The organism is Kitasatospora sp. NPDC038210 (assembly GCF_055600605.1).
The window spans coordinates 406,650-432,506 of record NZ_JBVJYK010000004.1 but is presented as its reverse complement, the minus strand read 5'-3'; the positions used below and the strand labels follow the sequence as shown (position 1 = coordinate 432,506).

Sequence of the window (25,857 nt, the reverse complement as noted above, 5' to 3'; positions counted from 1 at the left end):
CACGGCACGGCACGGCCACCATGACGACGAGGTTCCGGCTCCACACGGCCGGGGCCTCGTCGCGCACATGGGTCCGGACGGCCGACTGCGCGTTCAAGGGAGGCGGTTCGCCGCGCTCACGGACGGGGGAGTGCGCCGCCCCGGCCGCCTGACGGCCAGTCTGGTAGGTTGCCCGGTACAAGGAGTTGATCATGTTTTCTTCCCGTGAGACCCATGTGATCGTCCTGCGCGAGCTGGACGACGCCCGCACCGCCCTGCATGAGGCCCTGGCCGCCGCCACCGCCGAGGAGCGTCCCGGTCTGGAGCGTGCCCTGTCGGTCCTCGACGGCATGGGCGGCACCGAGCAGCAGCTGAAGGCGAAGTGGGCCACCGGCCTGCTGGAGCAGGCCGGGATCGACCCGCGCGCCAAGGAGGTCGTCGCGATCCGCGAGTTGCGCCGCGCGGTTCCCGGCCTCGGCCTCGCGGCCGCAGTCGACCTGGTCAAGCAGGTCAACGCGGCCGCCTGACGCCACACGTGAGCGCCGGGCCCGATCGAGCACCGATCGGGCCCGGCGCTTTCTGCATCTCCTACCGGGGGTCGACCACCTCTGCGGCGCGCCCACGGGTGTCCGATTCCTTCAAGACCCGGTGGACCTGCGCCGCCTAGCGTGGCGGGCATGACCAGCACACCGGCACCGCAGTTCGCCTTCATCGGGCTCGCCGTCTCCGACGTGGCCGCGTCGATCGCCTTCTACCGGCGGCTCGGCATCGAGTTCCCCGCGGGCGTCGAGCACGAGCCGCACGTCGAGGCCGAGTTGCCCGGCGGGCTGCTCCTGGTGCTCGACGCCGAGTCCACCATCCGCTCGTTCCACCCGGCCTGGCAGCCACCGACCGGCGGCGGGCGCACGGCACTGGCGTTCCGCTGCGGGAGCCCCGCCCACGTGGACGCGTTGTACGAGGAGTTGACCACCGCCGGGTACCACGGGGAGCTCAAGCCGTGGGACGCCTTCTGGGGCCAGCGGTACGCCGTGGTGCACGACCCGGACGGCAACGGGGTGGACCTGCTCGCGCCGCTGGCGTGAGCGGGCCCTGGGAACCCACGTGAGCGGGCCCTAGGAACCCAGGAGGGACGTCACCGGCACGCCCGCCAACTCCCGTACGTCACGGGACAGGTGGGCCTGGTCCGCGTAGCCCGTCCGGGCCGCCGTGTCGGCCAGCGGGACGCCGCGGCGGGCCAGCGCGAGGGCGCGTTGCAGACGCAGGATGCGGGCGAGCGTCTTGGGACCGTAGCCGAAGGCGGCCAGCGAGCGGCGGTGCAGCTGCCGCGCGCCGAGGCCGACCGCCTCGGCCGTCGCCGCGACGGTCCGCCCGGCCGAGAGGGCGGCGACCGCGGCCCTGACCTGCGGGTCCTCGGGCGGTGCCGCGGCCGCCAGGCGCACGGCCAGGGACTCCAGCGCGACGGCCGGGTCGGGTGCCGCGTCGATCCGTTCGGTGAGCCTCCGGACCTCGGCACCGGGCCACAGGTCGGCCAGGTCGACCCTGCGGTTCCGCAGCTCGTGCGCGGGGACGCCGAGCAGCGCGGGTGCTGCGCCGGGGCGGAAGCGCACGCCCGCCCACGGGCCGCGCAGCCCGGGGCCGGGGCGGAAGGCCGTGGTGTCCGGGCCGGCGACGAGCAGCCGTCCCTCCGTCCACAGCAGGTCCATGCAGCCGTCGGGCAGCACGAGCCCGGCCGCGCCGGCACCCGCACGCCCGACGAGGGCCTGCTTCGTCCACACGACCGCGCCGGGCAGCCGGGACGTGCGCTCCGCGTACTCGGGGGCCATGGGGCGAAGGCTACGCCTCCGCGCCGGGGAGCGTCCCGGCGCGGCCGACCGGACGACCGGACGGACGACGGACCGCACGCCGACGGCCCCGGCCGCACGAGGCAGCCGAGTCCGTCGAGGCCGTCGAGGCCGTCAGGGCGGACCGGCCGGACAGCGCGCCCAGGCACCCCGGCAGGGCACCGGAGGCTCAGCCGACCGCTTCGGCCGCCTCGGCCGCCGGCTCCGCAGTCTCCCCGGCGGAAGCGGTCGCCCCGCTGCCCCCGCGCATCAGCACCAGGGTGAGCGCCGCGGCCGCCACCACCGCGATGCCGCCCGCCGTGAAGGTGGTGGAGGTGGCGGTGTTGAACGCCTCGCGGGCGACCGCCGCCAGCCCGCCGTCCCCCGTGGAGCCCGCGACGGCCAGCGCCCCGGTGATGTCGTGGCGCGCGGCGGCGGGGGCGGCGTCGGGCATCGCGCCGGTGTAGGTGCTGGAGAGCACGGTTCCGAGAACGGCGACGCCGAGCGCGGCGCCGGACTGCTGGATGGTGTCGTTGAGTGCGGAGCCGACGCCCGCGTGCTCTCCGGGGATCGCGCTCATCAGGGCGTTGGCGGCGGCGGGCATGCCGAGGCCGGAGCCGACGCCCAGCACCAGCATCGCCAGGGCGACCTTGGTGAAGCCGTCGCCGACGGACAGGGTGGCCAGCAGGCCGAACCCGCCCGCGATGACGAGCATGCCGACCGCCGTCAGCACCCGCGCGGGGACCTTCTTGCCGAGCGCGGCGCCGATCCCGTTGAACACCAGCGAGGCGACGGCCAGCGGGATGAAGGCCAGCCCGGTGTCGGTGGGCGAGAACTCCAGCACGAACTGCAGGTACTGGGTGAGCACCAGCATCAGTCCGCCGGTGGCGAAGGTCAGCAGGACGAGCGAGAGGCTGGCACCGGTGAACACCCGGTTGCGGAACAGCTTGAGCGGGACCATCGGCGCGTCGGTGCGGACCTGTCGGACGGCGAACCCGGCCAGCGCGGCCACGGCGACGACGAGCGCGCCGAGCGTGCCCGGACTGCTGAGGCCGTCGCGGGGCAGCACGATGATCGACCAGACCAGCGCCGTCATGCCGACCATGGACAGCACCATGCCCGGCAGGTCGGGCCGGCGCCACGGCCCCTTGGACTCCGGCATCAGCAGCACCGCGGCGAGGATCGCGACGGCCGCGACCGGCACGTTGAGCAGGAAGACCGCGCCCCACCAGAAGTGCGCGATCAGCGCGCCGCCGAGCACCGGCCCGCCGACCAGGCCGACCATGGCCACCGCGGTCCAGGCCGCGATCGCCTTCGGCCGCTCGTCGTCGTCGAAGACGGTGATCAGGATGGAGAGCGTGCTCGGCATGACGAGCGCGCCGCCGACGCCCATCAGGACGCGGCCGGCGATCAGCTGGCCGGGGCTGTCGGCGACGGCCGCGACCAGGGAGGCGGCGCCGAACAGCGCCAGTCCGACGATCATCACCTTCCGCCGCCCGAAGCGGTCGGAGAGGCTGCCCGAGGTGAGCAGTAGGCCGGCGAAGACCAGGATGTACGAGTCGATGATCCACTGGATGTCCTGCGCGCCGGCCCCGAGGTCCTCCGCGATGGGCGGGATCGACACCGTGAGCACCATGTTGTCGATCACCAGCACCAGGCTGCTGAGGCAGAGCACGACCAGGATGAGCCAGCGTCGCGGATTCCGTTCCACCGCGTTCCCCCTTGAAACTCTCGGACTTCTCGAACAGCTAGGACCTCCTGAACACGGCCGCGCGGCGTCGGTGCACGCGGAAGTCGGTGCACGCGGAAGTCGTGCGGGCGGAAGTCGTGCGGGCACACCGCTCTCCGTCCCCACGGGTACGGTGTGCGCCGCTCCGAACACTGTACGGAGACCGAACACCGTACGCAACGCCGAACGCCGTGCGGCGCCACTTATGCTGAAGCCCACGGAGCCAGGACGGGCGACGGCGAGCGATCACGAGTGACGAGGAGGGCCGATGGCGGCCAAGCCGGAGGACGGAACGTCGGGCATCCCGACGCTGTGGACCCGACCCCAGCGACCCCGCCGGGAGCAGCCGGCCCTCAGCCGCGAGCAGATCGTGACCGAGGCCCTCGCCCTCCTGGACAGCGACGGCATCGAGGCGCTGAGCATGCGCAAGCTCGGCGCCCGCCTCAACGCCGGCGCGACCTCGCTGTACACCCATGTCGCCAACAAGGAGGAACTGCTCGCGCTCGCCGTCGACCAGGTCTTCGCCGAGCTCCCGCTGCCGGAGACCACCGCCACCCCCGGGGACGACCCCAAGGTCTGGCGCGCGGCCGTCGAGGGGTGCGCCGAGGGCGTGCGCGCGGTCATCCTGCGCCACCCCTGGATGGTCTCGGTGATCGGCGACGTCGGGATGGTCTACTTCGGCCCCAGCTGGATGCGCCTGTCCGAGGCCTTCCTGACGCTGCTGGAGACGTCCGGGCTCGACCTCTCCGACGCCAACGAGGCGATGGGTGTCGTCATCGGCTACACCATCGGCGCGGCCACCGTGGAGGCCGCCTGGCTGAGCGCGCTCGCCAAGCGCGGCCGGGAGGAGCAGGAGTGGATGGAGCAGCTCCTGCCCGCCGTCATCGAGGCCACCAAGGAGCACCCGCGGCTGCACCGGCTGTACACCACACAGGTCGACCAGGAGATCGCGGCCGGCCGGGACACCGCCTTCCTCAGCGGAGTCCGGCTGATCCTGGACGGGATCGAGGCCTCCTGGGCGGCCCGGGCCGCCGACCGCACCGGCCGGGCCTGAGGGGCAGCCGGGCTCCGACCGCGCGGCACCGGGGCGGCCGGCCGCCGACTCCCCCCGGATCAGCACTCGTTGAGGGCCTGCACCTCCGCGTAGCCCGGCACCGGACCGACCGGCTCGCCCGCGGCCACGGCAGCCGCCGTGGCCACCGCCGCCGCCAGCGCGGAGCGGTAGAGCAGCGAGCCGAGACTGACCCGGGCCACCCCGAGCGCGGCCAACTCGGCGAGGCCCGGGCCGTTCGGCGTCCAGAGGATGTTGAGCGGGGCGGCGACGGCACCGACCACCCGGGCGATCGCCGCCGGTTCGGCCAGCCCGGGGACGAACACGCCGTCCGCGCCCGCCCGCCGGTACGCCTCCAGGCGCCGGAGGGTCTCCGGCTCGGGGTCGTCCTGCGCACACCAGTACGTGTCGGTACGGGCGTTCACGAACAGCTCCGGCACCGCCGCCTTCACCGCCGCGACCTTCGCCGCGTGGACGGCGACCGGCGCCAGCGTGCCGTCCGCCCGACCGTCCTCAAGGTTGATGCCGACCGCCCCCGCCTTCGCCAACTCGACGGCCAGCACGGCGACCTCGTCCGGGTCGTCGCTGAAGCCGGACTCCGCGTCGACGCTGAGCAGGAAACCGTCGCGCCCGAGCCGCCGCGCCAGCCGTACGGTCTCCGCGCGGGTCGCCGCCGCGCCGTCGGGCAGCCCGGCGGCGGCCGCCACACCCAGGCTGGTGGTGCCGATCGCGACGTGGCCCGCGGCGGCGAGGGCGGCGGCGGAGGCGTGGTCCCAGGCGTTGGGGAGCAGCAGGGGGCGGCCGGGGCGGTGGTGCAGGGCGGCGAAGGGGGTCATGGCGTGGTCTCCGTGGTTCACGTGTCCTCCGGTTCTCCGAGGTGCTGTGCATACGTGCTCGTCCGTGCCGGGGCGCTGCGGCGGCCCGGGGTGGTGCGGCCGACCCGGGGTCATACCTGCCCCACCGCCTCCGCCGCCGACCGCCCGAGGTCCCCCACCGAGTCCGCGTAGTACCCGGACCCCGCGACGTGGCAGACGATCCGCCGGAAGCTCCAGCCCGTGCCCGGCGAATCGTCCAGGGCGGCGTCCGGCAGCGCGGCCACCCGGCGGGACCAGATCCCGGCCAGCCGGGTGAGACGGCTGCGGGCCTCGTCCAGGTCGGCGGCGGTGAACGGAGCGAGGTCGGCCGGAGTGGTGACGCCGGAGGCGTGCCAGTGGTCGGGTTCGGTCGGCTCGCCGGCCAGCCTGGCGTCCAACTCGGCCAGGTGGTCGACGAGATGGTCGGTGACGCGGCGAACCGCCTTGTGCGGCGCGTAGGTTCGGCCGTCCTCGTTCACGATCGGCTGCCCGTCCCAGGCCGTCCAGGTGGCGGCCAGGGCGAGCACCCTGTCGACCATCTCCGGTACGAGTGAGGCTAGTTCGGCCTTGCCGAGGCCCTGCCCGACCGCCGCGTCGGGGCTCGCGGAGTCGGCGCCCACCAGATCCGGGTCGGCAGGATCGGAGGCCCCGAACACAATGCCCTCCGCGATGGCCAGTGCGTGCGCCCGGCCCGGGCAGATCCGGGGCGGGGCGCCGAAGGTGAGCAGCACGCCCTCCGGCGCCTGCGCCTGCGCGGCCGCGACGTCCAGCACCACGTGCGTCCCGGCCGGTACGGCGGCCCCGCCGACTCCGGTCGCCCGGGCGGCGACGCGTCGCATCACCCGCACCGGCGGGTCCTCGCGCAGCCGTGGGTCCTCGCGCAGCGCGCCGACCGGTCCGCCCCCGTTCCGGCGGACGCGCTCGACCAGCGCGGCGGTCGCGTCGCAGGCCTGGACGAGCAGCCCGATCCGGTTGGCGGCCGTCTCCTCGTCCGCGCCGCACACGGCCTCCCCGCCGCACGCGCCCTCCGGATCGTGCGGGCGCTCGGAATCGCACGGGCCCTCCGGACCGCACACCGTGCCCGACATCGCGGGCAGCAGCCGGCCCACCGCCGCGTCCGCCTCCGGATCGTCCGGCGCGTCGGCGAAGTACGACCGGGCGACCGTCAGGACGTCCCGCGCCACGGCCTCCGGATCGGCCAGGCCCAAGGCCGCCGCCAGCACCCGGACCACCCGCAGCCGTACGTCCGGTTCGAAACCGCCCGCCGCCGCCACCCGCAGCGCGGCCGGGTCCAGCCGCTCCAGGTCGGCGAGCACCAGCGCCCGACGCCGGACGTGCGGTTCGCCCGAGCTGAACCGGGCGACGGCGGCCCGCAGCCGGGCCACCCCGGCGGGCCCGCCCGGGGCGACTGGCGCCGCGGGCAGCGGGACCAGCGCCGGGTCGGCCAGGGCCGCCGTGACGTCGTCGTAGCGGGAGAAGGTCATGGTTGCGGAGCCGGAGATCACCGTCGGTTCGCTCATGCCGTCATCGTGGCCCCGGCTCGTTTCGGCCCCCGCCGAACTGTGCCGGAGCGACCATGGAGGCATGCCCGCGCAACCGCACCCCGCCCCTCCCCCGACCGGCCGCGCGACCCGGCGCTCCGACCACGGCGGCGCGGCGCTCGCCGCCCTCGCCGCCCTGCTCGCCGACCCCACTCGCGCCGCCTTCTGCTCCGCCCTGCTCGACGGCCGCGCCTGGACGGCCGGCGAGCTGGCCCGCCACGCGCGCGTCGCGCCGTCCACGACCAGCGAGCACCTGTCGCGGCTGATCGCCGGCAGGCTGCTGGCCGAGGAACGGCAGGGCCGGCACCGCTACGTCCGGCTGGCCACGCCCGCCGTGGCGACGCTGTTGGAGGACCTGACCTCCTTCGCCGAATCCGGCGGCCGCGACACCTCGGCACCCCGCAGCCTGGGCGAGGCCACCCGGCTGAGCGCCGAGGCCCGCGCCCGGACCTGCTACGACCACCTGGCCGGCCGTCTCGGCGTGGCCGTCGCCGACGCGCTGCTGGCGCGCGGCCTCGTCGCCGACGAGGCCGGGCCGGCCCTCACCGAGCGCGGCCGGGACTGGCTGGCCGCGCAGGCGATCGAGCTGCCGTCGCGCGCGGGCCGCCGGGGCGGCCGCCCGGTGGTGCGCAGCTGCCTCGACTGGACGGAGCGCCGCAGCCACCTCGGCGGGGCGCTGGGCGCGGCCCTCTGCCGGACCGCCCTGGACCGCGCCTGGGTCGAGCGGATCGGCTCCGGCCGGGCCCTGCGGGTCACTCCGGACGGCGGCCGGGCGCTGCGTGAACTGCTCGGCGTCGACGTCCCCTGAACCGACGCATTACTCCGGCCGCTGTGAACACCCCGCCGTGGAACGCTGCTCGATCGCCCCCTCCTGCGGCAGCACGGCGGCACTCAGGCCCTCACCCCATCGACTTCGCCCCGTCCAGCGACTCCCGGATGACGTCGGCGTGCCCGGCGTGCTGCGCGGTCTCGGCGACCATGTGCAGCAGCACCCGCCGGAGCGACCAGGTCGCTCCCGGCTCGAACCACGGAGCCGGCGGCAGCGGGTGGGCGAGGTCGAGGTCGGGCGCGGTGCGGACCAGCTCGTCCGTCCCGCGCGCCACCCGCTCGTACTCGGCGAGCAGTCCGGCCAGCGTCTCGCCCTCCGCCATCCGGAACTGGTCCGCCCACGCTTCGGCACCGCCGGCCCGGCCCGGGTCCTCGCCCCCGGCCCGCATCGCCTCCGCGCCGCCGGTCATGAACCGCGCCCAGCGCGCCTCGACCGCCGCCACGTGCTTGATCAGACCGCCCAGGCAGAGTTCGCTGACGGTGGTGCGCTCGGCCGCCTGCGCGTCGGTGAGGTCGCGCACGGTGCGGCGCAGCAGCTCGCGGTGCTTGTCCAGCGTCTCGATGAAGTCCTCGCGCTCGCTCATCCCGCGCACCCCGGCGAGCGCTTCCCCGGCCGGTCCGCCGCCATCAGACGTCCACCGTGTTCGGCGGCTCGCCGCTCGTCCGCCCGAGGTCGATCAGCCCGAACGCCGCGCCCTGCGGGTCGCCGACCGCCGCGAACCGGCCGAACGGGCTGTCCATCGGCCCGAAGTACACCTTGCCGCCGCGCGCCGTCAGCCGCTCGATCGCGGCGTCGGTGTCGTCCACGGCGAAGTAGACGCTGACGTACGAGGGCGCCTCGGGCGGCAGGAAGTCACCCTCCGCGCCCATCCGGCCGAGCACCGGCCGGCCGCCGACCTGGAACATCCGGTAGTCGAACTCCTCGGAGTCCATCTTCTTCACGCCATACGGGAAGACCGCCGGGAAGAATGCGTCCGCCTTCGCGGGCTCGCGGGTCACCAGTTCGGCCCAGCTGTACGCCCCGGGCTCGCCCTGCTTCTCGAAACCCTCGTGACGCCCGGCCTGCCAGACGCCGAACACGACGCCGCCCGGGTCCTTGGCGATCACCATCGTGCCGAAGTCGCCGATCTGCATCGGGCCCATGACGACCTCACCGCCGTTGGCGCGGATCCGCGCGGCGGTGGCTCCGGCGTCCGGCGAGGCGAGGTACAGGCACCAGGCGGACTGGGCCTCCTGGCCGGGCATCGGCGGGACGACCGCGGCGACCGCCTTGCCGTCCGAGTACGCCTGCGTGTAGTTGCCGAACTCCGACGAGCTCTCGCCGAAGGTCCAGCCCAGCACGTCGCCGTAGAAGGCCTTCGCGCCCTCCACGTCGGTGAACATCGCGTCGGCCCAACAGGGTGTGCCCTCAGGTAGCGCAGCCATATCTCTGCCTCCGTGTGCGGCGAAGTGCGCACGCCGGAAGACGCACGCCGGCCCCCGACTCGCCAGCCTAGCCACGACGCGGCGCACCCGCGCGGGATGGCCCCGCCCGGGTGCAGCCGGATGTCCGCCTGCCGCCACGACCCGCTCAGTGCCCCGGCGCCGCCCCGGTCGGCGACAGTCGCAGCGACGCCGTGCCCAGGCCGGTCGGTCCGAGCGGCACCACGCCCGCCGCCCCGGCCGAGCCCGCCACCGCCGTCTCCGGAGCCCCCGCCGCCACCCGCCGGGCCTCCGTCGCCGCCACCAGGTCCCGGTCGGCGCCGAAGTGCCGCCGAAGGTCCTCCTCGCCGTAACGGCGGCACTCCCGGTGCCAGTTCAGGACGCCCGCGAGCCAGTCCTCCAGCTCCTTCACGTACCCGTCGAGCAGCTTCCGCGCCTCGGCGTCCAGCCCGAAGTCCTCGTACATGACCGGGAGTTCCTTCTGCGCGACGTGCTCGAACTGCCCCAGCCGCGAGTGCATCAGGTCGTCGACGATCCGGACCGCCGACGGGTAGTCGCAGTCGAAGAAGTTCTGCACCACCAGGACGAGGTTGTGCAGGTCGCCCTCGTACTCGATCTCCTTCCGGTACGAGAAGAGGTCGTTCACCATGGCCCCGACGTCCATGGCCGAGTTCTCCAGCGCGCGCACCGAGCCGTGCCGGTGGACGTCGGACGGGACCTGCTGCCCGTGGCCGAGGCGGCTGAGGCTGGTGGTGAGGTCGGATCCGAAGGTGGCGCGCCGCATCTCCAGGTAGTCCACCGGGTCCGGGATCCGGTTCTGGATGCGGTTGCCGAGCTCCCAGACCCAACTCTCCGTCATGGACTCGACGGCCGCCCGGAACCGGGTCCTCGCCTCGACGGTCATCGGCCCGGCGGTGCGCTCCCAGAGGTCGGCGAGACCGCGCTCCAGGGCGTTGGCGGGCTCGGGGGCGCGGGTGCCGTCCACCGGCATGAGGAGTGCCAGCCGCTCGTTGGCGCGCTTGGCGCCGGCCAGGTCGCGGGTGGGGCCGAAGACCGCCGGGTAGTAGTCGTCCGCCCAGGTGCCCCAGGCCAACCAGGCGGAGCTGAGGTCGAGTTGTTCGACTCCGGCGTCGGGGTGGATGCCGGCCGCGCAGAGCGCGAGGTCGTGGTCGCGCATCGACGCGGCGTCCCAGATGCCGGATCCGGGGATCGCCGGGTCCGCCGCCAGCAGGCCGATCCGCTCGGCCCACTCGACCACCCGCTCCCGGGCACCGTCCAGGTGCGGGCTCAGCGAGAGGGCGTACGGCAGCCTGAACTCCGGCAGCACGGAGGGGCCGACGGCCTGGAACGGCACGTACCCGAGCGAACGCGCCCGCCGCTCGGCCGGGCGGGCCCCGCCCTTCACCGCACCCTTCACCGCCCCGTCCGCCGCACCGGCGGTCGCCGCGCCGCCGTCCGCTCCCGCCGTCGCACCGCTCCGCAGGATGTCCAGCGCCGAGGTGCCGATCCCGCCGATCGCGTACTGGTCCCACCAGTTCCCCGAACCGGGCAGCCCCGGCAGCCCCGGCAGCGCTCCGCCCGACCCGGGCGCCACCTCGCCGGCCGAACCCGCCGACGCCCCACCGCCGTTCATGTACCGGCTGGAGCGCATGTGCCACTCGTGCCCGCCGGCCTGCCAGTCCTGCAGGCCCTTGACGTACGCCATGACCTTCGCGACGCCCTCCGGGTCGAGCCCGGTCTCCGCGAACAGCACCGGAAGTTCGGTGAACACGGTGTTCTCGAACTGCTGGAGCCGCGAGGTGAGCAGGTCGTTGACCGCCTCGGCGGCCTCCTGGGTGGTGCATTCCAGGAACCGCTCCAGCACCAGGATGCCGTTGCTCAGCTCGCCCTCGTCCTCCACCTCCCGCTGGTACGAGAAGATGTCGTTGCGCAGGTGCACGCCGTCGGAGAAGGCGTCCATCAGCACCCGCAGCGCGCGCGAGCCCGACACCTCCTTCGGCACCTCGGCACCGGCGGCGTACTCGACCAGCTGCGCGGACCACGGCGCACCGCCGACCTTGCGGCGCATCTCGATGTACTCGACGGGGTTGGCCACCCGGCCCGCGTCGATGTTGGCGAGCTCCCAGAGCGACTCGTCGAGCAGGTTGCGGGTGCTCCGGGCGAACCGGATCCGCCAGTCCTCGCCCATCGCCGGCACGGTGCGCCGCCAGAGGTCCGCCAGGCCCGCCTCGACCGGGTTCTGCGGCTCCGGCATCTCGGCGGCCGGGTCGGCCGGGTCGGCCGGCATGAACAGCGGCAGCCGGTCCAGGTGCGCCTTGCCCGCCTCGCGGTCGTTGGTGCGCTTGTACATGTCGAGGAAGTGGTCGTCGAAGAAGAAGACCCAGACGTACCAGTCGGTGACCAGCGACAGCGCCTCGGCGGAGGCGTCGGGGTGGGTGTAGGCGCAGAGCAACCCGTAGTCGTGGGCCTCCAGATCGGCCTGTTCCCAGATGCCGGAACCCTCCAACATGCCCATCTCCCGGGCCCAGCCGGTGGAATGGGCCCGTGCGTCGTCCAGGTGGGGGTTGAGGCGTGCCGGGTGCGGCACGTAGAAGGACGGCAGTTCGAACGGCTGGGTCACGGCGGGCGAGCCTTTCTGGACGCGTCGATTGGACCAAGAATGACCCGCGACCGGGACGCCGCACCGGCACAACAAGAACAGTCATATGAGATGACCAAGTCACTCGAACCCCAGCGCGACCCGCCGCCCGAGCATCGGCCCGGCCCCGGATCGTACGTACGGCCCCGCCCCACGAGTCCACCCGATCCCGCCGGAACCACCCGCCCGGCCGAGCGCACCCACACCCACCCGCGCCCCTGCTCCCCACCCGCACCACCCGCCCCAACTCCACGGGGACGGGCCGCGATCGGCCCGCCCCCGTGGCGCCGCCCCCTCGTTCAGGCCGCCAGTCCCAGGGCCAGCGACGCGGCCGCCGGGGCGAGGTAGATGAGCGGGAAGGGGATGTGGGCGTAGGCCCGGGCGCGGGCGACGGTGAGGACGGCGCCGAGGAAGTAGAGGATCACGCCGACGGCGGCCGCGTAGCCGATCGCCGGGACGGCGAGGCCGACCAGGAGACCGAGGGCGCCGGCCGCCTTGGCCACGCCGAGCCAGGTCCACCAGGCGCGCGGGACGCCGTAGTCGGCGAGCGGCTTGACGACGTACTCGGCGCCGGCGAAGACCGAGTAGGCCGAGAAGCCGACCATGAGGGCGCCGAGGACGGTGACGACGGTGTAGGCGACGGACATTGAAGTGCTCCCCACTCGATGGCTGTTCGGTTCGACACCCCTCTGACCCGACGCCACCGACGGATGTGACAGACGCGGGCAAAAAATATTCCGCGCCACGCCCCGAAGACCCCCAACAACCGCTCCGCCAACGAACAAAGCAGGCATGCCAAGGCCTGGAACACCAAGACTTCCCACGATACGGGCGTGTTGACCGCCTCCGCCCCCCGCACGTCCACCAGACTGGGCGCCGACCCGACGTCAACTCCGAGGAGGGCAAGCCCATGAACGTCACCGTTCGGCTCGCACAGCAGCCCGAGGCCGACGAACTGCTCGGACGGAGTGCGCTCGCCGCGCTCGTCGGCATGCTGCTGGACCAGCAGGTGCCGATGGAGTGGGCGTTCACCGGCCCGCTGACCATCGCCCAGCGCCTCGGCCGGGACGACCTGGACGCCCACGAGATCGCCACCTACAACCCGGAGGAGTTCGTCGCGCTCCTCTCCGCGAAACCCGCCGTCCACCGCTATCCCGCCGCGATGGCCAAACGCGTCCAACAGCTCTGCCAGTTCCTCGTCGCGCAGTACGACGGCGACGCCGCCGCGCTGTGGAAGAACGTCCGCACCGGGAAGGAGCTGCTCAGCCGCCTCAACGCGCTGCCCGGCTTCGGCAAGCAGAAGTCCCAGATCTTCCTCGCCCTGCTCGGCAAGCAGTACGGCGTACGGCCCGAGGGCTGGCGCGAGGCGGCCGGCGCGTACGGCGAGGAGGGCGCGCACCGTTCGGTCGCCGACATCACCGGCCCCGATTCCCTCGTCCTGGTGCGGGAGTTCAAGCAGGAGGTGAAGCGCGCCGCGAAGGAGGCCAAGGCGGCGGCCAAGCCGCGCACCACCACCCGTTCGACGGCCGCGCCCACGCCGACCGGCGCGCGCTGAAACCGGTAGCCCCGACGCGACCGCAGCCGCCGAACCGGACCGCCGGACCGCCGAACCCACGCCGGACCTCCGGACCGCAGGGCCGGCGCCCGATCACCGTCCCCCGCAGGGCAGCCCGCCGGGACCGTCTCCCGGCCCGCCCCTCCGACGTCCGCCTCCGGGACGGCAGCAGCTACCGGCCGGTCGCCGACCGCCGGTAGGCGTACCGGCCGCGGATCCGTCGGACGAAGTACCGCCCGTGGCTCTCCGCGGCCAACAGCTCCCGGTGCACCCGGGCCGGTACGCCCGCGTACTCGTACACCGGACCGCCGGTGAACTCCAGCTCCAGCAGCCGAGCCGCCGGGTCGTACCCGACCGAGCGCAGCACCGAGGAGTCCACCGCCGTACGGTCCATGGCCCTCCCAGTGTGCGACGAGGGCCCCGGTCGCGCAGTGCGACCGGGGCCCTCGCTCCGGGTGCGTTCCGTCCGTCGGGTCGGCGGCGGATCAGCGACCGGCCCTCAGACCAGGACGGACTCCCGCTCCTCCACCGCGCCCGCGGCGCCGGCGTCGAGCGCCTTGCGCCGCCGCGGCAGCGCGAACATCAGCAGGAACACCGCCGCCAGCACGCCCGCGACCCACCACAGCGCGTGCACGAAGGCCCCGCCGAACGCCGTCCCGACCGCCTCCGGCGCGACCACGTCGTCCATCGCCCCGAAGAACGCCACCGAGACCAGGCCGAGCCCGAGCGCGTTGCCCACCTGCTGCACGGTGTTGATCAGCCCGGAGGCCGAGCCGGCGTGCTCGCGCGGCACCTCCGCCAGCACCGCGTCGGTGATCGGCGCGACGATCAGCCCCATGCCGAGGCCCATCACCACCAGCGGCAGTGCCATCTGCCAGGGCGAGATCGCCGTGCCGTACCGGTCGGCCTCCCAGATGTAGGTGAGCACGCCCGCCGCCATCACCAGCGCGCCCGCCTGCAGCACCTTCCGCCCGAACCGCGGCACCAGCTTCTGCACCGACAGCCCGGCCGCGGTGGAGACCGCGAGCGAGAACGGGATGCCGGTCGCACCGGCCTTGAGCGGGCTCCAGCCCAGGCCGACCTGCATGTAGAGCGTCCAGACCAGGAAGAAGATGCCGAGTGCCACGCCGAAGGCCAGCTGCACGCAGATCCCGGCGGCGAAGGACTTCACCCGGAACAGCGCCAGCTCGACCAGCGGCGAGCCGTCCCGCCGCGTCTTGACCTTCTCGTACGCCACGAACAGCGCGAACACCGGCAGGCTGCCGGCCATCGACAGGTACCCCCAGAGCGGCCACCCGGCCTCCCGTCCGTGCGTCAGCGGGTAGATCAGCATCAGCAGGCCGAGGCTGGCCAGCAGCACGCCCACCAGGTCGAGCTTCAGCGCCTGGTCGGCCTTCGACTCGTCGATGAAGCGGCGGCCGAGCAGCAGGCCTGCGATGCCGACCGGCAGGTTGATCAGGAAGATCGGCCGCCAGGCCAGGCCGAACAGGTCCCACTCGGTCAGCAGCGCACCGATCATCGGACCGGACACGGCGCCCAGTCCGACCACCGCGCCGAACATGCCGAACACCTTGCCGCGCTCCTCCGCCGGGAAGGTCGCGTGGATGATCGACAGCACCTGCGGCACCATCAGGGCCGCCGTCCCGCCCTGCAGCAGCCGGGTCGCGACCAGCATCTCCGGCCCGGAGGCCAGCCCGCACAGCGCGGACGCCACGGTGAAGCCGCCGATCCCGATCAGGAACAGCCGCTTGCGGCCGTGGATGTCGCCCAGCCGCCCGCCGGTGATCAGCCCGATCGCGAAGGCCAGCGCGTACCCGCCGGTGACCCACTGCACGGCGCTGAAGGAGGCGCCGGTGTCCGCCTGGATGCTGGGGATGGCGATGTTGACGATGGTGACGTCCACCAGGTCCATGAAGGAGGCCACCATCACGATCGCCAGGGCGATCCACCTCCGCCGGTCGGCTCCCGCCGCGCTCATTCCGTACTCCTCGACTCGACTTCTCGCTCTGACCGCTTCTTCTCGACGCCCACGACGGTAACGGCCATGTAGGTCAGGAGCTGTCCCAGTTCATCCGGCATGCTGGACGGCATGACCGACACCCCGGCCCGGCTGCTGAACCTGCTGTCCCTGCTGCAGACCCCGCGCGAGTGGCCCGGCAGCGAACTCGCCGAGCGGCTCGGCGTCAGCCCCCGGACGATCCGGCGCGACATCGACCGGCTGCGCGACCTCGGCTACCCGGTGCAGGCCACCATGGGCGCGGTCGGCGGCTACCGGCTGGTCGCGGGCACGGCGATGCCGCCGCTGCTGCTGGACGACGAGGAGGCGGTGGCCATCGCGGTCGGGCTGCGGGCGGGCGCCGGGCACGCCGTGGTCGGCATCGAGGAGGCCTCGGTCCGGGCCCTCGGCAAACTGCTCCAGGTGCTGCCGGGCCGGCTGCGGCACCGGGTCGGCACGCTCAACAACGCCACCGTCCCGCTGCTCACCGGGGACGGCCCGACCGTCGACCCGGACGACCTCACCCTGATCGCCGGCGCCGTCACCAACCACGAACGCCTGCGCTTCGCCTACCGCGCCTACGACGGCACCGGCACCAGGCGGCTGGTCGAGCCCGAGCGGCTGGTCTCGGTCGGCCGCCGCTGGTACCTGGTCGGCTACGACCTGGACCGCGAGGACTGGCGGCTGTTCCGGGTCGACCGGCTGAGCGAGCCCTTCGCCACCGGAGCACGCTTCACCCCGCGCCCGCTCCCCGCCGAGGACGCCGCCGCGTACGTGGCGGCCAAGCTGCGCCCCGCGTCACCGAGCGGCACCGTGGTCGCCACCGTGCACGCGCCGGCCGCGCTGGTCCGGCAGCGCTTCAGGCCGGGCGACTCCGAGATCGAGCCGATCGACGAGCACAGCTGCCGGCTGCGGTCCCGCTCCGACTCCCTGGAGTGGACGGCGGTGCGGCTGCTGTCGCTGGACCGCGCCTTCCGGGTGCACGAGCCGCCGGAGCTTCGCGAGCACCTGCGCAGGCTGGCGGCGCGCGCCGCCCACGCGGCCGGGAAGGAGACCCAGGAGGGAAGGTAAGGGGGGAGGGCTCAGACCCCGACCCGGTACCAGCCGTTGCCGCTGCGGAACCAGAGCGTCCCGTCCCGGCCGTGGGCGGGGCCGGGACCGGCCCCGCCGGGCAGGTGGAGCTTCTGCCCGCCGGTCCGCTTCCACGTCTTGCCGACCAGCAGGTGCCGGGTCAGCTCACCCCCCTGGGAGAGGAAGACCCCCTCCCGGCCGCGGATCGCGAACCCGGCCGGCAGCCGCACCGGGCAGGGCACCGTCGTGGACGAGCCGTCGACCGGATCGATCCGGGTGAGGTGGCTGCCCGAGGAGCTCGGGTACCAGGCCAGCCAGGCGTACCGGCCCTCGGTGGCGCCGGCCAGGCCCTCCAGCGGGTGGTCCGGCAGCCGGTCCTGGGGGCGGTCCCGGGGGCTCCACACCGGCCGGCCCCTGGAGTCCGCGGCCAGCAGCCCGGGGATCGCCATCGGGTGGTCGCCGTGGACGCCCTCGTCCCCGTACGCCATCCAGATCCGGCCGTCCCGGTCGGTGACCAGCACGCCGATGTCGTCGCCGAGGAGGAGGTCCCGGTCCGGCGTCCCGTCGGGGCCGTGCACGACCGCGTTGGGCAACCACTCCTCGCCGTCCCGGTCGGCCCGGGCCCCGCCGAGCAGGATCCGGTTGCCCGGCAGCAGCGCCAGGTGGTCCGGCGGGGCCGGGACCGCGGCCAGCGGCACCCGCCACTCGCCGTGCCGGCCCTGCACCACCACCTCGCCGTCGAACGGCAGCCGGACGGCGGGCCAGGCGCCGGGCGGTGCCGCGTAGGGCTCCGGCACCACGAGGACGGCCAGTTCGCCGTCCGGTCCGACCGTCCAGGTCAGGGCCCTGCGCCCGGCCCGCCGCTCCTCCTCGGGCAGCCGCCAGACCTCGACCGGACGATCGGGTGTCGACACCGGGCCTCAGACCCCGTACTCGCCGGTCAGCAGCGCCCGGCCGAGGGTGTGGAAGGTGAGGTGGAAGCCGATCTGGGCGGCCGGGGTGTCGGCGGAGACGTCCAGCTTCTCCACGTCCAGGGCGTGCACGGCGAAGACGTAGCGGTGCGGGGCGCCGGGCGGCGGGGCCGCGCCGTCGTACTTGTTGCCCGGGAAGTCGTTGCGGCCGTGGAAGGAGGCCGCGCCCGGCAGGCCGTCGTCCGAGGATCCGGCGCCGCGCGGCAGCCCGGCGGTGTCGGCGGGCAGGTTGAGGGCGATCCAGTGCCACCAGCCGGAGCCGGTCGGCGCGTCCGGGTCGTAGCAGGTCACGGCGATGCTCCGGGTGCCCTCCGGCAGGCCCGACCAGGCCAGCTGCGGCGAGAGGTTGCCGCCGGCGTGGATGAACTCCCGGGCCAGCGTGCCGCCTTCGGTGACGTCCTGACTGCTCAGCTCGAAGGACGGCACCTGCGGCAGGAACTCGTAGGGCAGCGGTGGACGCTTGCTCATGGGTGGTCACCTCTCGCAGTCGGAATGACACCGGTCACTGTAATGGGGTGCACGTCCGATCCGGCGGCCCGTACAGTCGGGTCATGGCCACCCGGATGACCCGTCTGCTCTCCGACTCCCGCACCGCGCTGTTGACGATGCTCGGCATCCAGGCCGTCATCTGGTCGGTGCAGGTGCTGAACTGGCTGGACGACTACGGGCTGTCGCGGGAGTTCGGCCTGCGCTCGGAGCAGCTCGGCGACCTGCCCGAGATGTTCACCTCGCCCTTCCTGCACTTCAGTTGGGAGCACATCGAGGCGAACTCCTGGCCGCTGTTCGTGCTCGGCTTCCTGGCCGCCGTCCGCGGCATGCAGAAGTTCCTGCTGGCCAGCCTGGTGATCATGGTGTCCGGCGGGCTGACGGTCTGGCTGCTGGAGAGCTCGAACACCGTGACGGCCGGCGCGAGCGGCATGGTCTACGGCTACCTCGGCTACGTGGTGCTGCGCGGGCTCCTCGACCGCAAGGTGCTGGACGCGGTCGTCGGCGTCGTGGTCGCGGTGCTCTACTCCTCCCTGCTGATCGGCGTGCTGCCGGTCGCACAGGGCGTCAGCTGGCTGGGCCACCTGGGCGGGCTGATCGGCGGGCTGGCCGCCGCCGTCCTGCTCCGCAACCGGACCCCCGGGCCCGTCGCCCCGGCTCCGGCCCCAGCTGCAGCTCCGAACAGCCCCGGCACCGCCCTGCTCAAGCAGCTGGACGACCTGGGCATCTGAGCCACCGGCCGGCCCTGCCAGGTATAGACCAATCCCACCCCTGCGGCTAGCGTGAACGGCGCACCTGCCCCCAGCCCCGGAGCCGCACCGTGGAGTCGTCCGTCCTCGCCTTCGCCACCGACCTGCTCGACGAGGGCCCCGACACCTTCTTCGGCAACCTCACCGACCGCGCCGGGGTCGGCGGCGTCACCCTCGCCTCGGTCTACCACGCGGCCCGTGACGTCTTCCCGCACAACCCCCGCCGGGTGATCCGCTACCTGGAGCCGGGCGCGGCGTACTTCCGCCCCGACCCGGCCGCCTGGCGGGGCCGCCGACTGGCACCCACCCCGTCCACCGCCATCGGCGAGCGCGACCCCTTCGCCGAGGCCGCCGCGCAGGCCCAGCGCCGCGGCCTGAAGCTGCACGCCTGGACGGTCTTCTGCCACAACGACCGGCTCGGCTTCGCCCACCCCGACTGCGCCCCGGCCAACGTCTTCGGCGACCGCCTGCTCACCGAGCTCTGCCCGGCGAACCCGGAGGTCCGCGAGTACGCGCTGACCCTGGTCGCCGAACAGGCCCGGTACGGCGTGGACGCGATCCGGGCCGAGTCGCTGCACTTCCACGGGCTGCGCCACGGCTACCACCACGAGCGCTACTTCGAGGAGCTGGGCCCCGTCGCCGAGGCCCTGCTCGGGGTCTGCTTCTGCCCGCACTGCCGCGCCGCCGCCACGGCCGCCGGCGTCCCGGCCGAGGAGGCGGCCGAGGCGGTCCGCACCGAGCTGCGCCGCCGGCTGGCCGACGAATCAGCCGCCGCCGAGCCCGCCGACCTGAGCGCCCTCGCCGACGGCGCCTTCGCCGCGTACGTGGACGCCTCCGCCGCCACCGTCACCTCGCTCGCCGCCGACCTGGCCGAGCAGGCCCGCCGCCACGGCATGCGGCTGAGCTTCATGGACGGCGGCGGCCCCGGCAAGGGCTGGCTCGCCGGGATCGACCTGCCCGCCCTCGCCCGGGCCGCCGACCGGATCGAGACGCTCGGCTACGCCACGACGCCGGAGGCCGTCCGGGAGAAGGTCGCCGCCTTCGCCCTGCACGGCGTCCGCCAGCAGGACCTGGCGGTGATCCTGCGCCCGATGTCCTCCGACTGCGACGGCGCGGAGAACCTCGCCGCCAAGGTCTCCCTGCTGCGCGGACTCGGCGTCCCCGAGGTCGGGTTCTACCACTACGGCCTGATGCGCCTGTCCTCCCTCGACCGGATCGGCGCCGCCCTCCGCGGCTGAGCCGTCACCGCCGCCGCTTGGACGTCCCGAACAGGCTGCGCGAGATCTCCTGCCCCAGCTGGCGCCCCGCCGAGCGGGCGAAGGACTTCACGGTCGGATTGCTCAACAGCGACCCGAGCAGCCCGCCCACACCCTCCTTGTCCCCCGAAGCCTTCCGGGACCCGTCGGCCTCATGCGTCCCACGGGTCCCGGCCCCGGAGCGCTCGGGCTCCGTCGACGCCGCCTCCGGCCGGGGCGCCCGCGCCGCGAGCTTCTCGTACGCCGACTCCCGGTCGACCGCGTCCCGGTAGCGCGCCGTCAGCGGCGAGCCGTCCACGGCCGCCCGCAGCGCCCCCGCCTCGATCGGTCCCATCAGCGACTGCGGCGCCCGCAGCCTGGTCGCCGCGACGGGCGTCGGCGCGCCCTTCTCGGACAGCACGGTCACCACCGCCTCGCCGGTGCCGAGCGAGGTCAGCACCGTGCCGAGGTCGTAAGAGGAGCGCGGGAAGGTCGAGACGGTGGCCTTGAGCGCCTTGGCGTCGTCCGGGGTGAAGGCGCGCAGCGCGTGCTGCACCCGGTTGCCCAACTGCGCCAGCACGTCGGACGGGACGTCCCGCGGGGTCTGGGTCACGAAGAAGATGCCGATGCCCTTGGAGCGGATCAGCCGCACGGTCTGGGTGATCGCCTCCAGGAAGGCCTTGGAGGCGCCCTTGAACAGCAGGTGCGCCTCGTCGAAGAAGAACACCAGCTTCGGCCGGTCGAGGTCGCCGACCTCGGGCAGCTCCTGGTAGAGGTCGGCGAGCAGCCACATCAGGAAGGTGGAGAACAGCCGCGGCCGGTCCTGCACCGCGGGCAGTTCCAGCACCGACACCACGCCCTCGCCGGCCGGCGTGGTCCGCAGCAGCTCGGCGGTGTCGAACTCGGGCTCGCCGAAGAACTGCCCGGCGCCCTCGTTCTCCAGCACCGTGAGCGCCCGCAGGATCACCCCGGCGGTGGCCGCCGAGAGGCCGCCGAGGGTCTTCAGCTCCTCCTTGCCCTCGGGCGAGGCGAGGAAGGCGATCACCGCGGTCAGGTCCTTAAGGTCGTAGAGCTCCAGGCCCTTGCCGTCGGCGTAGTGGAACACCAGGCTGAGCGAGGACTCCTGGGTCTCGTTCAGGTCCAGCACCTTGCTGAGCAGCAGGGGTCCGAAGCTGGTGACGGTGGCCCTGATCGGGATGCCCGTGCCCTGCCCGCCGAGCGCGTAGAACTCGGCGGGGCGGCCCTGCGCCGCCCACTGCTGCCCGACCTCGGCGGCCCGGGCGGTGGTGCGCTCGCTCGCCGTGCCCGGCGCGGCGACGCCGGAGACGTCCCCCTTGATGTCGGCCAGGAACACCGGCACGCCCTGCGCGGAGAGCTGTTCGGCGATCAGCTGGAGGGTCTTGGTCTTGCCGGTGCCGGTGGCCCCGGCGACCAGCCCGTGCCGGTTGAGCACGCCCAGCGGGATGCGCACCTGGGCGTCCGGGTACGCGGTGCCGTCCAGCAGCACCGCGCCGAGGTCGAGGGCGGGCCCGGTGAAGGCGTACCCGTCGGCGATCTCCCGGACGGCTTGCGGGGTGGGGGCGGAGGACATCGGCACACTCCTGGGCGGATCGGAACCAATCGGCACGCGTCGCCACGCACCGGCACGCATCGGATCGCATCGGATCGCATCGGAACGCTTCGCCACCGGAACCGGAACCCGATCGACTCGAACCGGTCGACACCGGGCGATGTTCGCGACATTTCCCATCAAACAGCCGCATTCGTCCACCCGCAGTTCACACCGGTGCGCGTGGCGGCGTCGCGGCTGCTGCGTCATTCGCCGCCCAAACGGTAGGCTTTCCGTGTGATCTTCAAGCGCATCGGCAATGGGCGGCCGTACCCGGATCACGGCCGGACGAGCACCCGACAGTGGGCTGACGTCGCCCCGCGTCCGGTGCGGCTCGACCAGCTGGTGACCACCAAGGGCCAACTCGACCTCGAAACCCTGTTGGCCGAGGACTCGACCTTCTACGGGGACCTCTTCGCCCACGTGGTGAAGTGGCACGGCGACCTCTACCTGGAGGACGGGCTGCACCGGGCCGTACGGGCCGCGCTGCAGCAGCGCCAGGTGCTGCACGCCCGCGTCCTCGAAATGGAGTGACGGGCCCCCGGCACCGGCCCCGTCGGACCCGCCGCAGGCTTCCGGACCGCCCCCTCGCCACCCGGCGGTGGGCGGTCCGCGCGTACCCCGGTACCCCCATTCGGGTACCGGGGTACTCCAGATGATGATCATTTAGTACCTTCGCAGCTGTACGGCACTACGCTGCTGACTACGGCCGCGACCAGGGGATCCGCCCGCACCCGGGGGACGCCCCTACCCGGCCGACCCGTCATCCCGACCCCGCCCCGGTACGAGGGGGAGACAAACCATGAGCATGTTGACTCCCCAAGGCCTCAAGGGGAAGCAGTACCGCGTCACCGGCAACTCCTACCCGCGGCTGGGCCGGCCCCCGAAGAAGAGCCGCAAGGTGATCGCCGCGCTCGCCGGCCTGCTCGCCCTGGCCCTGATCGGCCTCGGCGGCGTGCAGCTCTACGACATCTTCACGGGCCGGAACAAGAACTCCTCCGCCCAGGCGTGCGCGACCTCCTCCGGCAAGCCGCTGGCCGCCCCCACGCCGGGCGCGACGCCGGGCGCCCCCGCGGCCTCCGGCGCGCCCGCCGCCGCCCAGGGCGACCCGCACGCCGTCCCGCAGCCCACCGCGGTCACCGTGAACATCTACAACGCCACCACCAAGGCCGGCCTGGCCGGGCGGACCGCCGAGGAGTTCAAGAAGCGCGGCTTCGTCATCGGCAAGGTCGGCAACGCCCCGGCCGAGCTGGACAAGAAGGTGCCGGGCACCGCCCAGGTGATCGCCGGCCCGACCGGCGCCGGGGCCGGCACCCTGGTCGGCTCGCAGATCGCCGGCGCCACCGTCACCGCGGACGCCCGCACCGACGCCACCGTGGACTTCGTCATCGGCGACAGCTACAACGCCCTGCTGGACGAGACCCAGGCGGCCGCCGCCCTCGCCCTGGCCACCAAGCCCTCCCCCACCCCCACGGCGGCCGGCAGCTGCTGACGCCCGGTACGGACACGGAAGGGCCCTGCGGCGCGCTGCCGCAGGGCCCTTCCCATGGGTCCGTTCTCCGTCGGGGACTCAGCCCGCGGTGCCGTACAGCCGGTCGCCCGCGTCGCCGAGGCCGGGGACGATGTAGCCGTTCTCGTTGAGCCGCTCGTCCAGGGCGGCGGTGACCACGGTGACCGGCAGGTCCGCCAGCTCCCGGCGCATCACCTCGACGCCCTCGGGGGCGGCCAGCAGCACCACGGCAGTGACGTCGGTGGCGCCGCGCTCGATCAGCATCTTGATGGCGGCGACCAGGGTGCCGCCGGTGGCCAGCATCGGGTCGAGCACGTAGACCTGGCGGCCGGAGAGGTCGTCGGGCATCCGGGTGGCGTACGTGGAGGCCTCCAGGGTCTCCTCGTTGCGCACCATGCCGAGGAAGCCGACCTCGGCGGTCGGCAGCAGGCGGGTCATCCCGTCCAGCATGCCGAGGCCGGCCCGCAGGATCGGCACCACCAGCGGGCGCGGGTAGCTGAGCCGGGTACCGAGCGTGACCGCCACGGGCGTGGTGATCTCCACCTCGTCGGTGCGGACGTCCCGGGTGGCCTCGTAGGCGAGGAGGGTCACCAGCTCGTCGGTCAGGCGACGGAAGGTCGGCGAGTCGGTGCGCTCGTCGCGCAGGGTGGAGAGCTTGTGGGCGACCAGGGGGTGGTCGACGACGTGGAGACGCATGTACCGAGGTTAGCCCGCGTCTGGACGCCTGTACGACATGCCGGGCCCGACCCGGGTGCCGGACCGGGTGACGAACCCGTGACACGCCGTGACGCGGGGTGAATGTCCGGACGGAAGCGGCTGCTGTGGTATCAACCGGGCCGTTCTGGGAATGTCACGTCTTATGACGAGCAACCCGAAGGCCGGGGACGGCTCGGCGGACGAGCCCGTCGGCGGGGCGGGCCGGCGCGCGGGCCCGCCGGACGACCCCCCGGAGACCGAGGCGGAGCGCCGCAAGCGGCGGGCCGTCTTCCTGCGCGAGCTCACCGAGGCGCGCGAACTGCGGGAGCGGGTGCAGCCCCGCCGGACCAAGGAACGGCGGATGCGCGAGGCGATGCGGATGCGAACCTTCCGGATCTGACGGGCCTCCGAGCGGGTCCGCGGCAGGGCTCGCGACGGGCCGGAGGCGGGGCGCGATCGGCCCCGGCGGGCGTTCGGAGCAAATTTCGACCGGCTTCGGACCGTCCCGCCACGACTCGGCCCTCCGCCGCCCGGCCCTTCCGACACGACCTGCAAAGACGCGCTGCCGAACACCCCCCGCGAGGGCGGGCTTTCTGTCACGATTCCGATGGGACGGTCCGAACAAGCGGACCGCCTCTGGCGCGGGGGCGGCCAGATTCCGCGTTGCCCGGCGCGCCGACAGCCGAGACCGATGATCTTGGGAGTGTCCCTGGTGGCGTACTTCGCTGCAGTGCTTGCTCGCACCGAGGACGGGTGGGATGTGAGCGAGACGGAGCTCGACGACGTCGAATCCCTGGCCGATCTGGCCGACCTGGCCCGCAACTCCGCGCAGGACGACGACAGCGTCCTGATCTTCATCGAACAGGAGGACTCCTGGTTCGCCGTCGTCCGCGTGGACGGTGAGGACGACCCGCGGATCTTCGTGTCGGACGGCGCCGCCGCCGCCCGCAGCTCGTACGGCTCCGTCCTCACCGACGAGCTGGTCGACCAGGCCGGCGAGAGCGAGTTCGGCGACCTGGACCACCTGCTGGACGAGGAAGCGGAGGCGCAGGCCCAGGACGACGAGGACGCCGAGCCCCGCGGCGGCGTCCCGGTCGGCCCGCTCGGCGACGCCCACCTGCTCACCGAGTTCGGCCTGGCCTCCGACGAACTGCTCGCCCTCAGCGGCGAGGGCGCGGTGCCGGGCGACGCCCTGGAGGAGATCGCCGAGGCCCTCGGCTGCGGTGAGGTCCTGGAGGCCGTCCGGTAGCGGCCGGATGCCCGACACTGGATGCCATGCAGCCCGCATCCACCGCCCTGACCGTCCCGCACGTCCCCCCACTGCCCGCCCCCGTCCGCCCCGACCCGGTCCGCGACCGCTGGGCGGCGCCGATGCGCCTCGCCATGGCCGAGGCCGCCCTGGCGCCGGCCACCGGGGACGTCCCGGTCGGGGCGCTCGTCCTGGGCCCGGACGGCGAGGTGATCGGACGCGGCCACAACGAGCGCGAGGCGGTCGGCGACCCGACCGCGCACGCCGAGGTGGTCGCGATCCGGCAGGCGGCCGCCGCCTTGAGAGGGGGCGCGCGCAGCGCGTCGGCCACGGGTGGCGGCGGGCGACGGGAGGGCGACTGGCGGCTCAGCGGTTGCACCCTGGTCGTCACCCTGGAGCCGTGCACGATGTGCGCCGGCGCCATCGTGCTCTCGCGGATCGACCGGGTGGTCTACGGCGCCCTCGACGAGAAGGCCGGCGCGGCCGGCTCGCTCTTCGACGTGATGCGCGACCGCCGGCTCAACCACCGCCCCGAGGTGATCTGGGGCGTCCTCGCCGACGAGTGCGGCGAGCAGCTGCGGGCCTTCTTCGACACCCACCGCTGAGCCCGTCCGACTGCCCTCCCGGTACGGATTTCGTTCCCGAGCCACCCGTCCGGTAGAGTTCCCCTCGGTAGCGTGTCCGAGCGGCCAAAGGAGCACGCCTCGAAAGCGTGTGTGGGGGCAACTCCACCGTGGGTTCGAATCCCACCGCTACCGCCAGAAAGCCCGAGGGCCCGTCCGATCCGGACGGGCCCTCGGCGTTTCCGCGCACCCTCGGACACGGAAGCGGCCCCGTACACCGGGCCGACGACCACCGACGCCCGGTC

At 73.8% G+C, this 25,857-nt stretch carries 27 protein-coding genes and 1 tRNA gene; 14 read left to right on the top strand and 14 right to left on the bottom strand.

Annotation, left to right across the window (positions count from 1 at the left end):
* The first annotated feature begins 191 nt into the window (after positions 1 to 191).
* Complete coding sequence (locus ACZ7KX_RS11100; RefSeq protein WP_470326205.1) at positions 192 to 506, top strand: hypothetical protein; 315 nt, start codon at positions 192 to 194, stop codon at positions 504 to 506.
* 150 nt (positions 507 to 656) lie between these two features.
* Positions 657 to 1,061, top strand: coding sequence for a VOC family protein (locus ACZ7KX_RS11095; protein WP_470326204.1), 405 nt, complete (start codon positions 657 to 659; stop codon positions 1,059 to 1,061).
* A 30-nt stretch (positions 1,062 to 1,091) separates the two neighbouring features.
* Here ACZ7KX_RS11095 and ACZ7KX_RS11090 read toward each other — a convergent pair whose 3' ends face one another.
* The gene (locus tag ACZ7KX_RS11090; RefSeq protein ID WP_470326203.1) at positions 1,092 to 1,802 is read right to left on the bottom strand and encodes a helix-turn-helix domain-containing protein; all 711 of its coding nucleotides are present in this window, start codon (positions 1,800 to 1,802) and stop codon (positions 1,092 to 1,094) included.
* A 187-nt stretch (positions 1,803 to 1,989) separates the two neighbouring features.
* Positions 1,990 to 3,510: an MFS transporter gene (locus ACZ7KX_RS11085; protein WP_470326202.1), complete on the bottom strand. Its 1,521-nt coding sequence runs from the start codon at positions 3,508 to 3,510 to the stop codon at positions 1,990 to 1,992.
* Between the two features lie 286 nt (positions 3,511 to 3,796).
* On the opposite strand from ACZ7KX_RS11085, the gene ACZ7KX_RS11080 reads away from it, so the two are divergent.
* Entirely contained in the window at positions 3,797 to 4,582 is a 786-nt protein-coding gene (locus ACZ7KX_RS11080; protein WP_470326201.1) for a TetR/AcrR family transcriptional regulator, read from the top strand.
* Between the two features lie 59 nt (positions 4,583 to 4,641).
* Here ACZ7KX_RS11080 and ACZ7KX_RS11075 read toward each other — a convergent pair whose 3' ends face one another.
* Together ACZ7KX_RS11075 and ACZ7KX_RS11070 are read right to left on the bottom strand one after the other, a co-directional pair.
* A complete protein-coding gene (locus ACZ7KX_RS11075; protein ID WP_470326200.1) occupies positions 4,642 to 5,415 on the bottom strand; it encodes an isocitrate lyase/PEP mutase family protein in 774 nt (257 codons plus the stop codon).
* Positions 5,416 to 5,525: 110 nt separating this feature from the next.
* The gene (locus ACZ7KX_RS11070; RefSeq protein ID WP_470326199.1) at positions 5,526 to 6,953 is read right to left on the bottom strand and encodes a cytochrome P450 family protein; all 1,428 of its coding nucleotides are present in this window, start codon (positions 6,951 to 6,953) and stop codon (positions 5,526 to 5,528) included.
* Between the two features lie 64 nt (positions 6,954 to 7,017).
* On the opposite strand from ACZ7KX_RS11070, the gene ACZ7KX_RS11065 reads away from it, so the two are divergent.
* Positions 7,018 to 7,782, top strand: coding sequence for an ArsR/SmtB family transcription factor (locus ACZ7KX_RS11065; RefSeq protein ID WP_470326198.1), 765 nt, complete (start codon positions 7,018 to 7,020; stop codon positions 7,780 to 7,782).
* 91 nt (positions 7,783 to 7,873) lie between these two features.
* On the opposite strand, the gene ACZ7KX_RS11060 is transcribed toward ACZ7KX_RS11065, so the two are convergent.
* The 4 genes from ACZ7KX_RS11060 to ACZ7KX_RS11045 form a co-directional block, all read right to left on the bottom strand.
* A complete protein-coding gene (locus ACZ7KX_RS11060; protein ID WP_470326197.1) occupies positions 7,874 to 8,386 on the bottom strand; it encodes a DinB family protein in 513 nt (170 codons plus the stop codon).
* Positions 8,387 to 8,429: 43 nt separating this feature from the next.
* Positions 8,430 to 9,227: a VOC family protein gene (locus tag ACZ7KX_RS11055; RefSeq protein WP_470326196.1), complete on the bottom strand. Its 798-nt coding sequence runs from the start codon at positions 9,225 to 9,227 to the stop codon at positions 8,430 to 8,432.
* 145 nt (positions 9,228 to 9,372) lie between these two features.
* Positions 9,373 to 11,844: a terpene synthase family protein gene (locus ACZ7KX_RS11050; protein WP_470326195.1), complete on the bottom strand. Its 2,472-nt coding sequence runs from the start codon at positions 11,842 to 11,844 to the stop codon at positions 9,373 to 9,375.
* A 317-nt stretch (positions 11,845 to 12,161) separates the two neighbouring features.
* A complete protein-coding gene (locus ACZ7KX_RS11045; RefSeq protein WP_470326194.1) occupies positions 12,162 to 12,509 on the bottom strand; it encodes a DoxX family protein in 348 nt (115 codons plus the stop codon).
* 263 nt (positions 12,510 to 12,772) lie between these two features.
* Between ACZ7KX_RS11045 and ACZ7KX_RS11040 the strand changes: the two genes are divergently transcribed.
* Positions 12,773 to 13,417, top strand: coding sequence for an HhH-GPD-type base excision DNA repair protein (locus ACZ7KX_RS11040; RefSeq protein WP_350519735.1), 645 nt, complete (start codon positions 12,773 to 12,775; stop codon positions 13,415 to 13,417).
* 172 nt (positions 13,418 to 13,589) lie between these two features.
* On the opposite strand, the gene ACZ7KX_RS11035 is transcribed toward ACZ7KX_RS11040, so the two are convergent.
* Both ACZ7KX_RS11035 and ACZ7KX_RS11030 read right to left on the bottom strand, forming a co-directional pair.
* Positions 13,590 to 13,811 (bottom strand): KTSC domain-containing protein, encoded by a 222-nt coding sequence (locus ACZ7KX_RS11035; protein WP_402802787.1) that lies wholly within the window; start codon positions 13,809 to 13,811, stop codon positions 13,590 to 13,592.
* A gap of 105 nt (positions 13,812 to 13,916) precedes the next feature.
* A complete protein-coding gene (locus tag ACZ7KX_RS11030) occupies positions 13,917 to 15,395 on the bottom strand; it encodes an MFS transporter (RefSeq protein WP_350519733.1) in 1,479 nt (492 codons plus the stop codon).
* Positions 15,396 to 15,506: 111 nt separating this feature from the next.
* Between ACZ7KX_RS11030 and ACZ7KX_RS11025 the strand changes: the two genes are divergently transcribed.
* Entirely contained in the window at positions 15,507 to 16,484 is a 978-nt protein-coding gene (locus ACZ7KX_RS11025; protein WP_470326193.1) for a helix-turn-helix transcriptional regulator, read from the top strand.
* Positions 16,485 to 16,495: 11 nt separating this feature from the next.
* Here the strand turns inward: ACZ7KX_RS11025 and ACZ7KX_RS11020 are convergent, their stop codons facing one another.
* Together ACZ7KX_RS11020 and ACZ7KX_RS11015 are read right to left on the bottom strand one after the other, a co-directional pair.
* Positions 16,496 to 17,398: a hypothetical protein gene (locus ACZ7KX_RS11020; protein WP_470326192.1), complete on the bottom strand. Its 903-nt coding sequence runs from the start codon at positions 17,396 to 17,398 to the stop codon at positions 16,496 to 16,498.
* Between the two features lie 6 nt (positions 17,399 to 17,404).
* Positions 17,405 to 17,923 carry a YbhB/YbcL family Raf kinase inhibitor-like protein gene (locus tag ACZ7KX_RS11015; protein WP_470326191.1) on the bottom strand — a complete coding sequence of 173 codons (519 nt, stop codon included), beginning with the start codon at positions 17,921 to 17,923 and terminating at the stop codon, positions 17,405 to 17,407.
* Positions 17,924 to 18,006: 83 nt separating this feature from the next.
* On the opposite strand from ACZ7KX_RS11015, the gene ACZ7KX_RS11010 reads away from it, so the two are divergent.
* Together ACZ7KX_RS11010 and ACZ7KX_RS11005 are read left to right on the top strand one after the other, a co-directional pair.
* Positions 18,007 to 18,672 carry a rhomboid family intramembrane serine protease gene (locus ACZ7KX_RS11010; protein ID WP_470326190.1) on the top strand — a complete coding sequence of 222 codons (666 nt, stop codon included), beginning with the start codon at positions 18,007 to 18,009 and terminating at the stop codon, positions 18,670 to 18,672.
* Positions 18,673 to 18,761: 89 nt separating this feature from the next.
* Positions 18,762 to 19,928 carry a hypothetical protein gene (locus ACZ7KX_RS11005; RefSeq protein WP_470326189.1) on the top strand — a complete coding sequence of 389 codons (1,167 nt, stop codon included), beginning with the start codon at positions 18,762 to 18,764 and terminating at the stop codon, positions 19,926 to 19,928.
* Between the two features lie 4 nt (positions 19,929 to 19,932).
* Here the strand turns inward: ACZ7KX_RS11005 and ACZ7KX_RS11000 are convergent, their stop codons facing one another.
* Positions 19,933 to 21,516 carry a helicase HerA-like domain-containing protein gene (locus ACZ7KX_RS11000; protein ID WP_470326188.1) on the bottom strand — a complete coding sequence of 528 codons (1,584 nt, stop codon included), beginning with the start codon at positions 21,514 to 21,516 and terminating at the stop codon, positions 19,933 to 19,935.
* Positions 21,517 to 21,771: 255 nt separating this feature from the next.
* Here ACZ7KX_RS11000 and ACZ7KX_RS10995 point away from each other — a divergent pair, with 255 nt between their 5' ends.
* Positions 21,772 to 22,068, top strand: a complete 297-nt coding sequence (locus ACZ7KX_RS10995; protein WP_030061387.1) for a type II toxin-antitoxin system VapB family antitoxin — start codon at positions 21,772 to 21,774, stop codon at positions 22,066 to 22,068.
* Between the two features lie 268 nt (positions 22,069 to 22,336).
* Positions 22,337 to 23,026: a LytR C-terminal domain-containing protein gene (locus tag ACZ7KX_RS10990; protein ID WP_396545182.1), complete on the top strand. Its 690-nt coding sequence runs from the start codon at positions 22,337 to 22,339 to the stop codon at positions 23,024 to 23,026.
* Between the two features lie 78 nt (positions 23,027 to 23,104).
* On the opposite strand, the gene upp is transcribed toward ACZ7KX_RS10990, so the two are convergent.
* On the bottom strand, positions 23,105 to 23,740 hold the full coding sequence (upp, locus tag ACZ7KX_RS10985) for a uracil phosphoribosyltransferase (protein WP_350506235.1): 636 nt from the start codon (positions 23,738 to 23,740) through the stop codon (positions 23,105 to 23,107).
* A gap of 163 nt (positions 23,741 to 23,903) precedes the next feature.
* Between upp and ACZ7KX_RS10980 the strand changes: the two genes are divergently transcribed.
* From ACZ7KX_RS10980 to ACZ7KX_RS10965, 4 genes are all read left to right on the top strand, one after another.
* The gene (locus ACZ7KX_RS10980) at positions 23,904 to 24,140 is read left to right on the top strand and encodes a hypothetical protein (protein WP_350519726.1); all 237 of its coding nucleotides are present in this window, start codon (positions 23,904 to 23,906) and stop codon (positions 24,138 to 24,140) included.
* A gap of 291 nt (positions 24,141 to 24,431) precedes the next feature.
* Positions 24,432 to 24,989 (top strand): tRNA adenosine deaminase-associated protein, encoded by a 558-nt coding sequence (locus ACZ7KX_RS10975; RefSeq protein ID WP_396545186.1) that lies wholly within the window; start codon positions 24,432 to 24,434, stop codon positions 24,987 to 24,989.
* A 26-nt stretch (positions 24,990 to 25,015) separates the two neighbouring features.
* Positions 25,016 to 25,594, top strand: a complete 579-nt coding sequence (locus ACZ7KX_RS10970; RefSeq protein WP_470326187.1) for a nucleoside deaminase — start codon at positions 25,016 to 25,018, stop codon at positions 25,592 to 25,594.
* 66 nt (positions 25,595 to 25,660) lie between these two features.
* Positions 25,661 to 25,750: transfer RNA gene (locus ACZ7KX_RS10965), tRNA-Ser, on the top strand.
* Positions 25,751 to 25,857 lie beyond the last annotated feature (107 nt).

What these genes read in the sequence shown, in the direction of transcription:
- ACZ7KX_RS11025 (WP_470326193.1), top strand. Translation starts at nt 15,507, where the DNA reads ATGACCGACACCCCGGCCCGGCTGCTGAACCTGCTGTCCCTGCTGCAG.
- ACZ7KX_RS11035 (WP_402802787.1), bottom strand. Translation starts at nt 13,811, where the DNA reads ATGGACCGTACGGCGGTGGACTCCTCGGTGCTGCGCTCGGTCGGGTAC.
- ACZ7KX_RS10975 (WP_396545186.1), top strand. Translation starts at nt 24,432, where the DNA reads ATGATCTTGGGAGTGTCCCTGGTGGCGTACTTCGCTGCAGTGCTTGCT.
- ACZ7KX_RS11010 (WP_470326190.1), top strand. Translation starts at nt 18,007, where the DNA reads ATGGCCACCCGGATGACCCGTCTGCTCTCCGACTCCCGCACCGCGCTG.
- ACZ7KX_RS11065 (WP_470326198.1), top strand. Translation starts at nt 7,018, where the DNA reads ATGCCCGCGCAACCGCACCCCGCCCCTCCCCCGACCGGCCGCGCGACC.
- ACZ7KX_RS11075 (WP_470326200.1), bottom strand. Translation starts at nt 5,415, where the DNA reads ATGACCCCCTTCGCCGCCCTGCACCACCGCCCCGGCCGCCCCCTGCTG.
- ACZ7KX_RS11015 (WP_470326191.1), bottom strand. Translation starts at nt 17,923, where the DNA reads ATGAGCAAGCGTCCACCGCTGCCCTACGAGTTCCTGCCGCAGGTGCCG.
- ACZ7KX_RS11030 (WP_350519733.1), bottom strand. Translation starts at nt 15,395, where the DNA reads ATGAGCGCGGCGGGAGCCGACCGGCGGAGGTGGATCGCCCTGGCGATC.
- ACZ7KX_RS11100 (WP_470326205.1), top strand. Translation starts at nt 192, where the DNA reads ATGTTTTCTTCCCGTGAGACCCATGTGATCGTCCTGCGCGAGCTGGAC.
- ACZ7KX_RS11060 (WP_470326197.1), bottom strand. Translation starts at nt 8,386, where the DNA reads ATGAGCGAGCGCGAGGACTTCATCGAGACGCTGGACAAGCACCGCGAG.
- ACZ7KX_RS11000 (WP_470326188.1), bottom strand. Translation starts at nt 21,516, where the DNA reads ATGTCCTCCGCCCCCACCCCGCAAGCCGTCCGGGAGATCGCCGACGGG.
- ACZ7KX_RS11090 (WP_470326203.1), bottom strand. Translation starts at nt 1,802, where the DNA reads ATGGCCCCCGAGTACGCGGAGCGCACGTCCCGGCTGCCCGGCGCGGTC.
- ACZ7KX_RS10970 (WP_470326187.1), top strand. Translation starts at nt 25,016, where the DNA reads ATGCAGCCCGCATCCACCGCCCTGACCGTCCCGCACGTCCCCCCACTG.
- ACZ7KX_RS11055 (WP_470326196.1), bottom strand. Translation starts at nt 9,227, where the DNA reads ATGGCTGCGCTACCTGAGGGCACACCCTGTTGGGCCGACGCGATGTTC.
- ACZ7KX_RS11080 (WP_470326201.1), top strand. Translation starts at nt 3,797, where the DNA reads ATGGCGGCCAAGCCGGAGGACGGAACGTCGGGCATCCCGACGCTGTGG.
- ACZ7KX_RS11040 (WP_350519735.1), top strand. Translation starts at nt 12,773, where the DNA reads ATGAACGTCACCGTTCGGCTCGCACAGCAGCCCGAGGCCGACGAACTG.
- ACZ7KX_RS11095 (WP_470326204.1), top strand. Translation starts at nt 657, where the DNA reads ATGACCAGCACACCGGCACCGCAGTTCGCCTTCATCGGGCTCGCCGTC.
- ACZ7KX_RS11070 (WP_470326199.1), bottom strand. Translation starts at nt 6,953, where the DNA reads ATGAGCGAACCGACGGTGATCTCCGGCTCCGCAACCATGACCTTCTCC.
- upp (WP_350506235.1), bottom strand. Translation starts at nt 23,740, where the DNA reads ATGCGTCTCCACGTCGTCGACCACCCCCTGGTCGCCCACAAGCTCTCC.
- ACZ7KX_RS11045 (WP_470326194.1), bottom strand. Translation starts at nt 12,509, where the DNA reads ATGTCCGTCGCCTACACCGTCGTCACCGTCCTCGGCGCCCTCATGGTC.
- ACZ7KX_RS10980 (WP_350519726.1), top strand. Translation starts at nt 23,904, where the DNA reads ATGACGAGCAACCCGAAGGCCGGGGACGGCTCGGCGGACGAGCCCGTC.
- ACZ7KX_RS10990 (WP_396545182.1), top strand. Translation starts at nt 22,337, where the DNA reads ATGAGCATGTTGACTCCCCAAGGCCTCAAGGGGAAGCAGTACCGCGTC.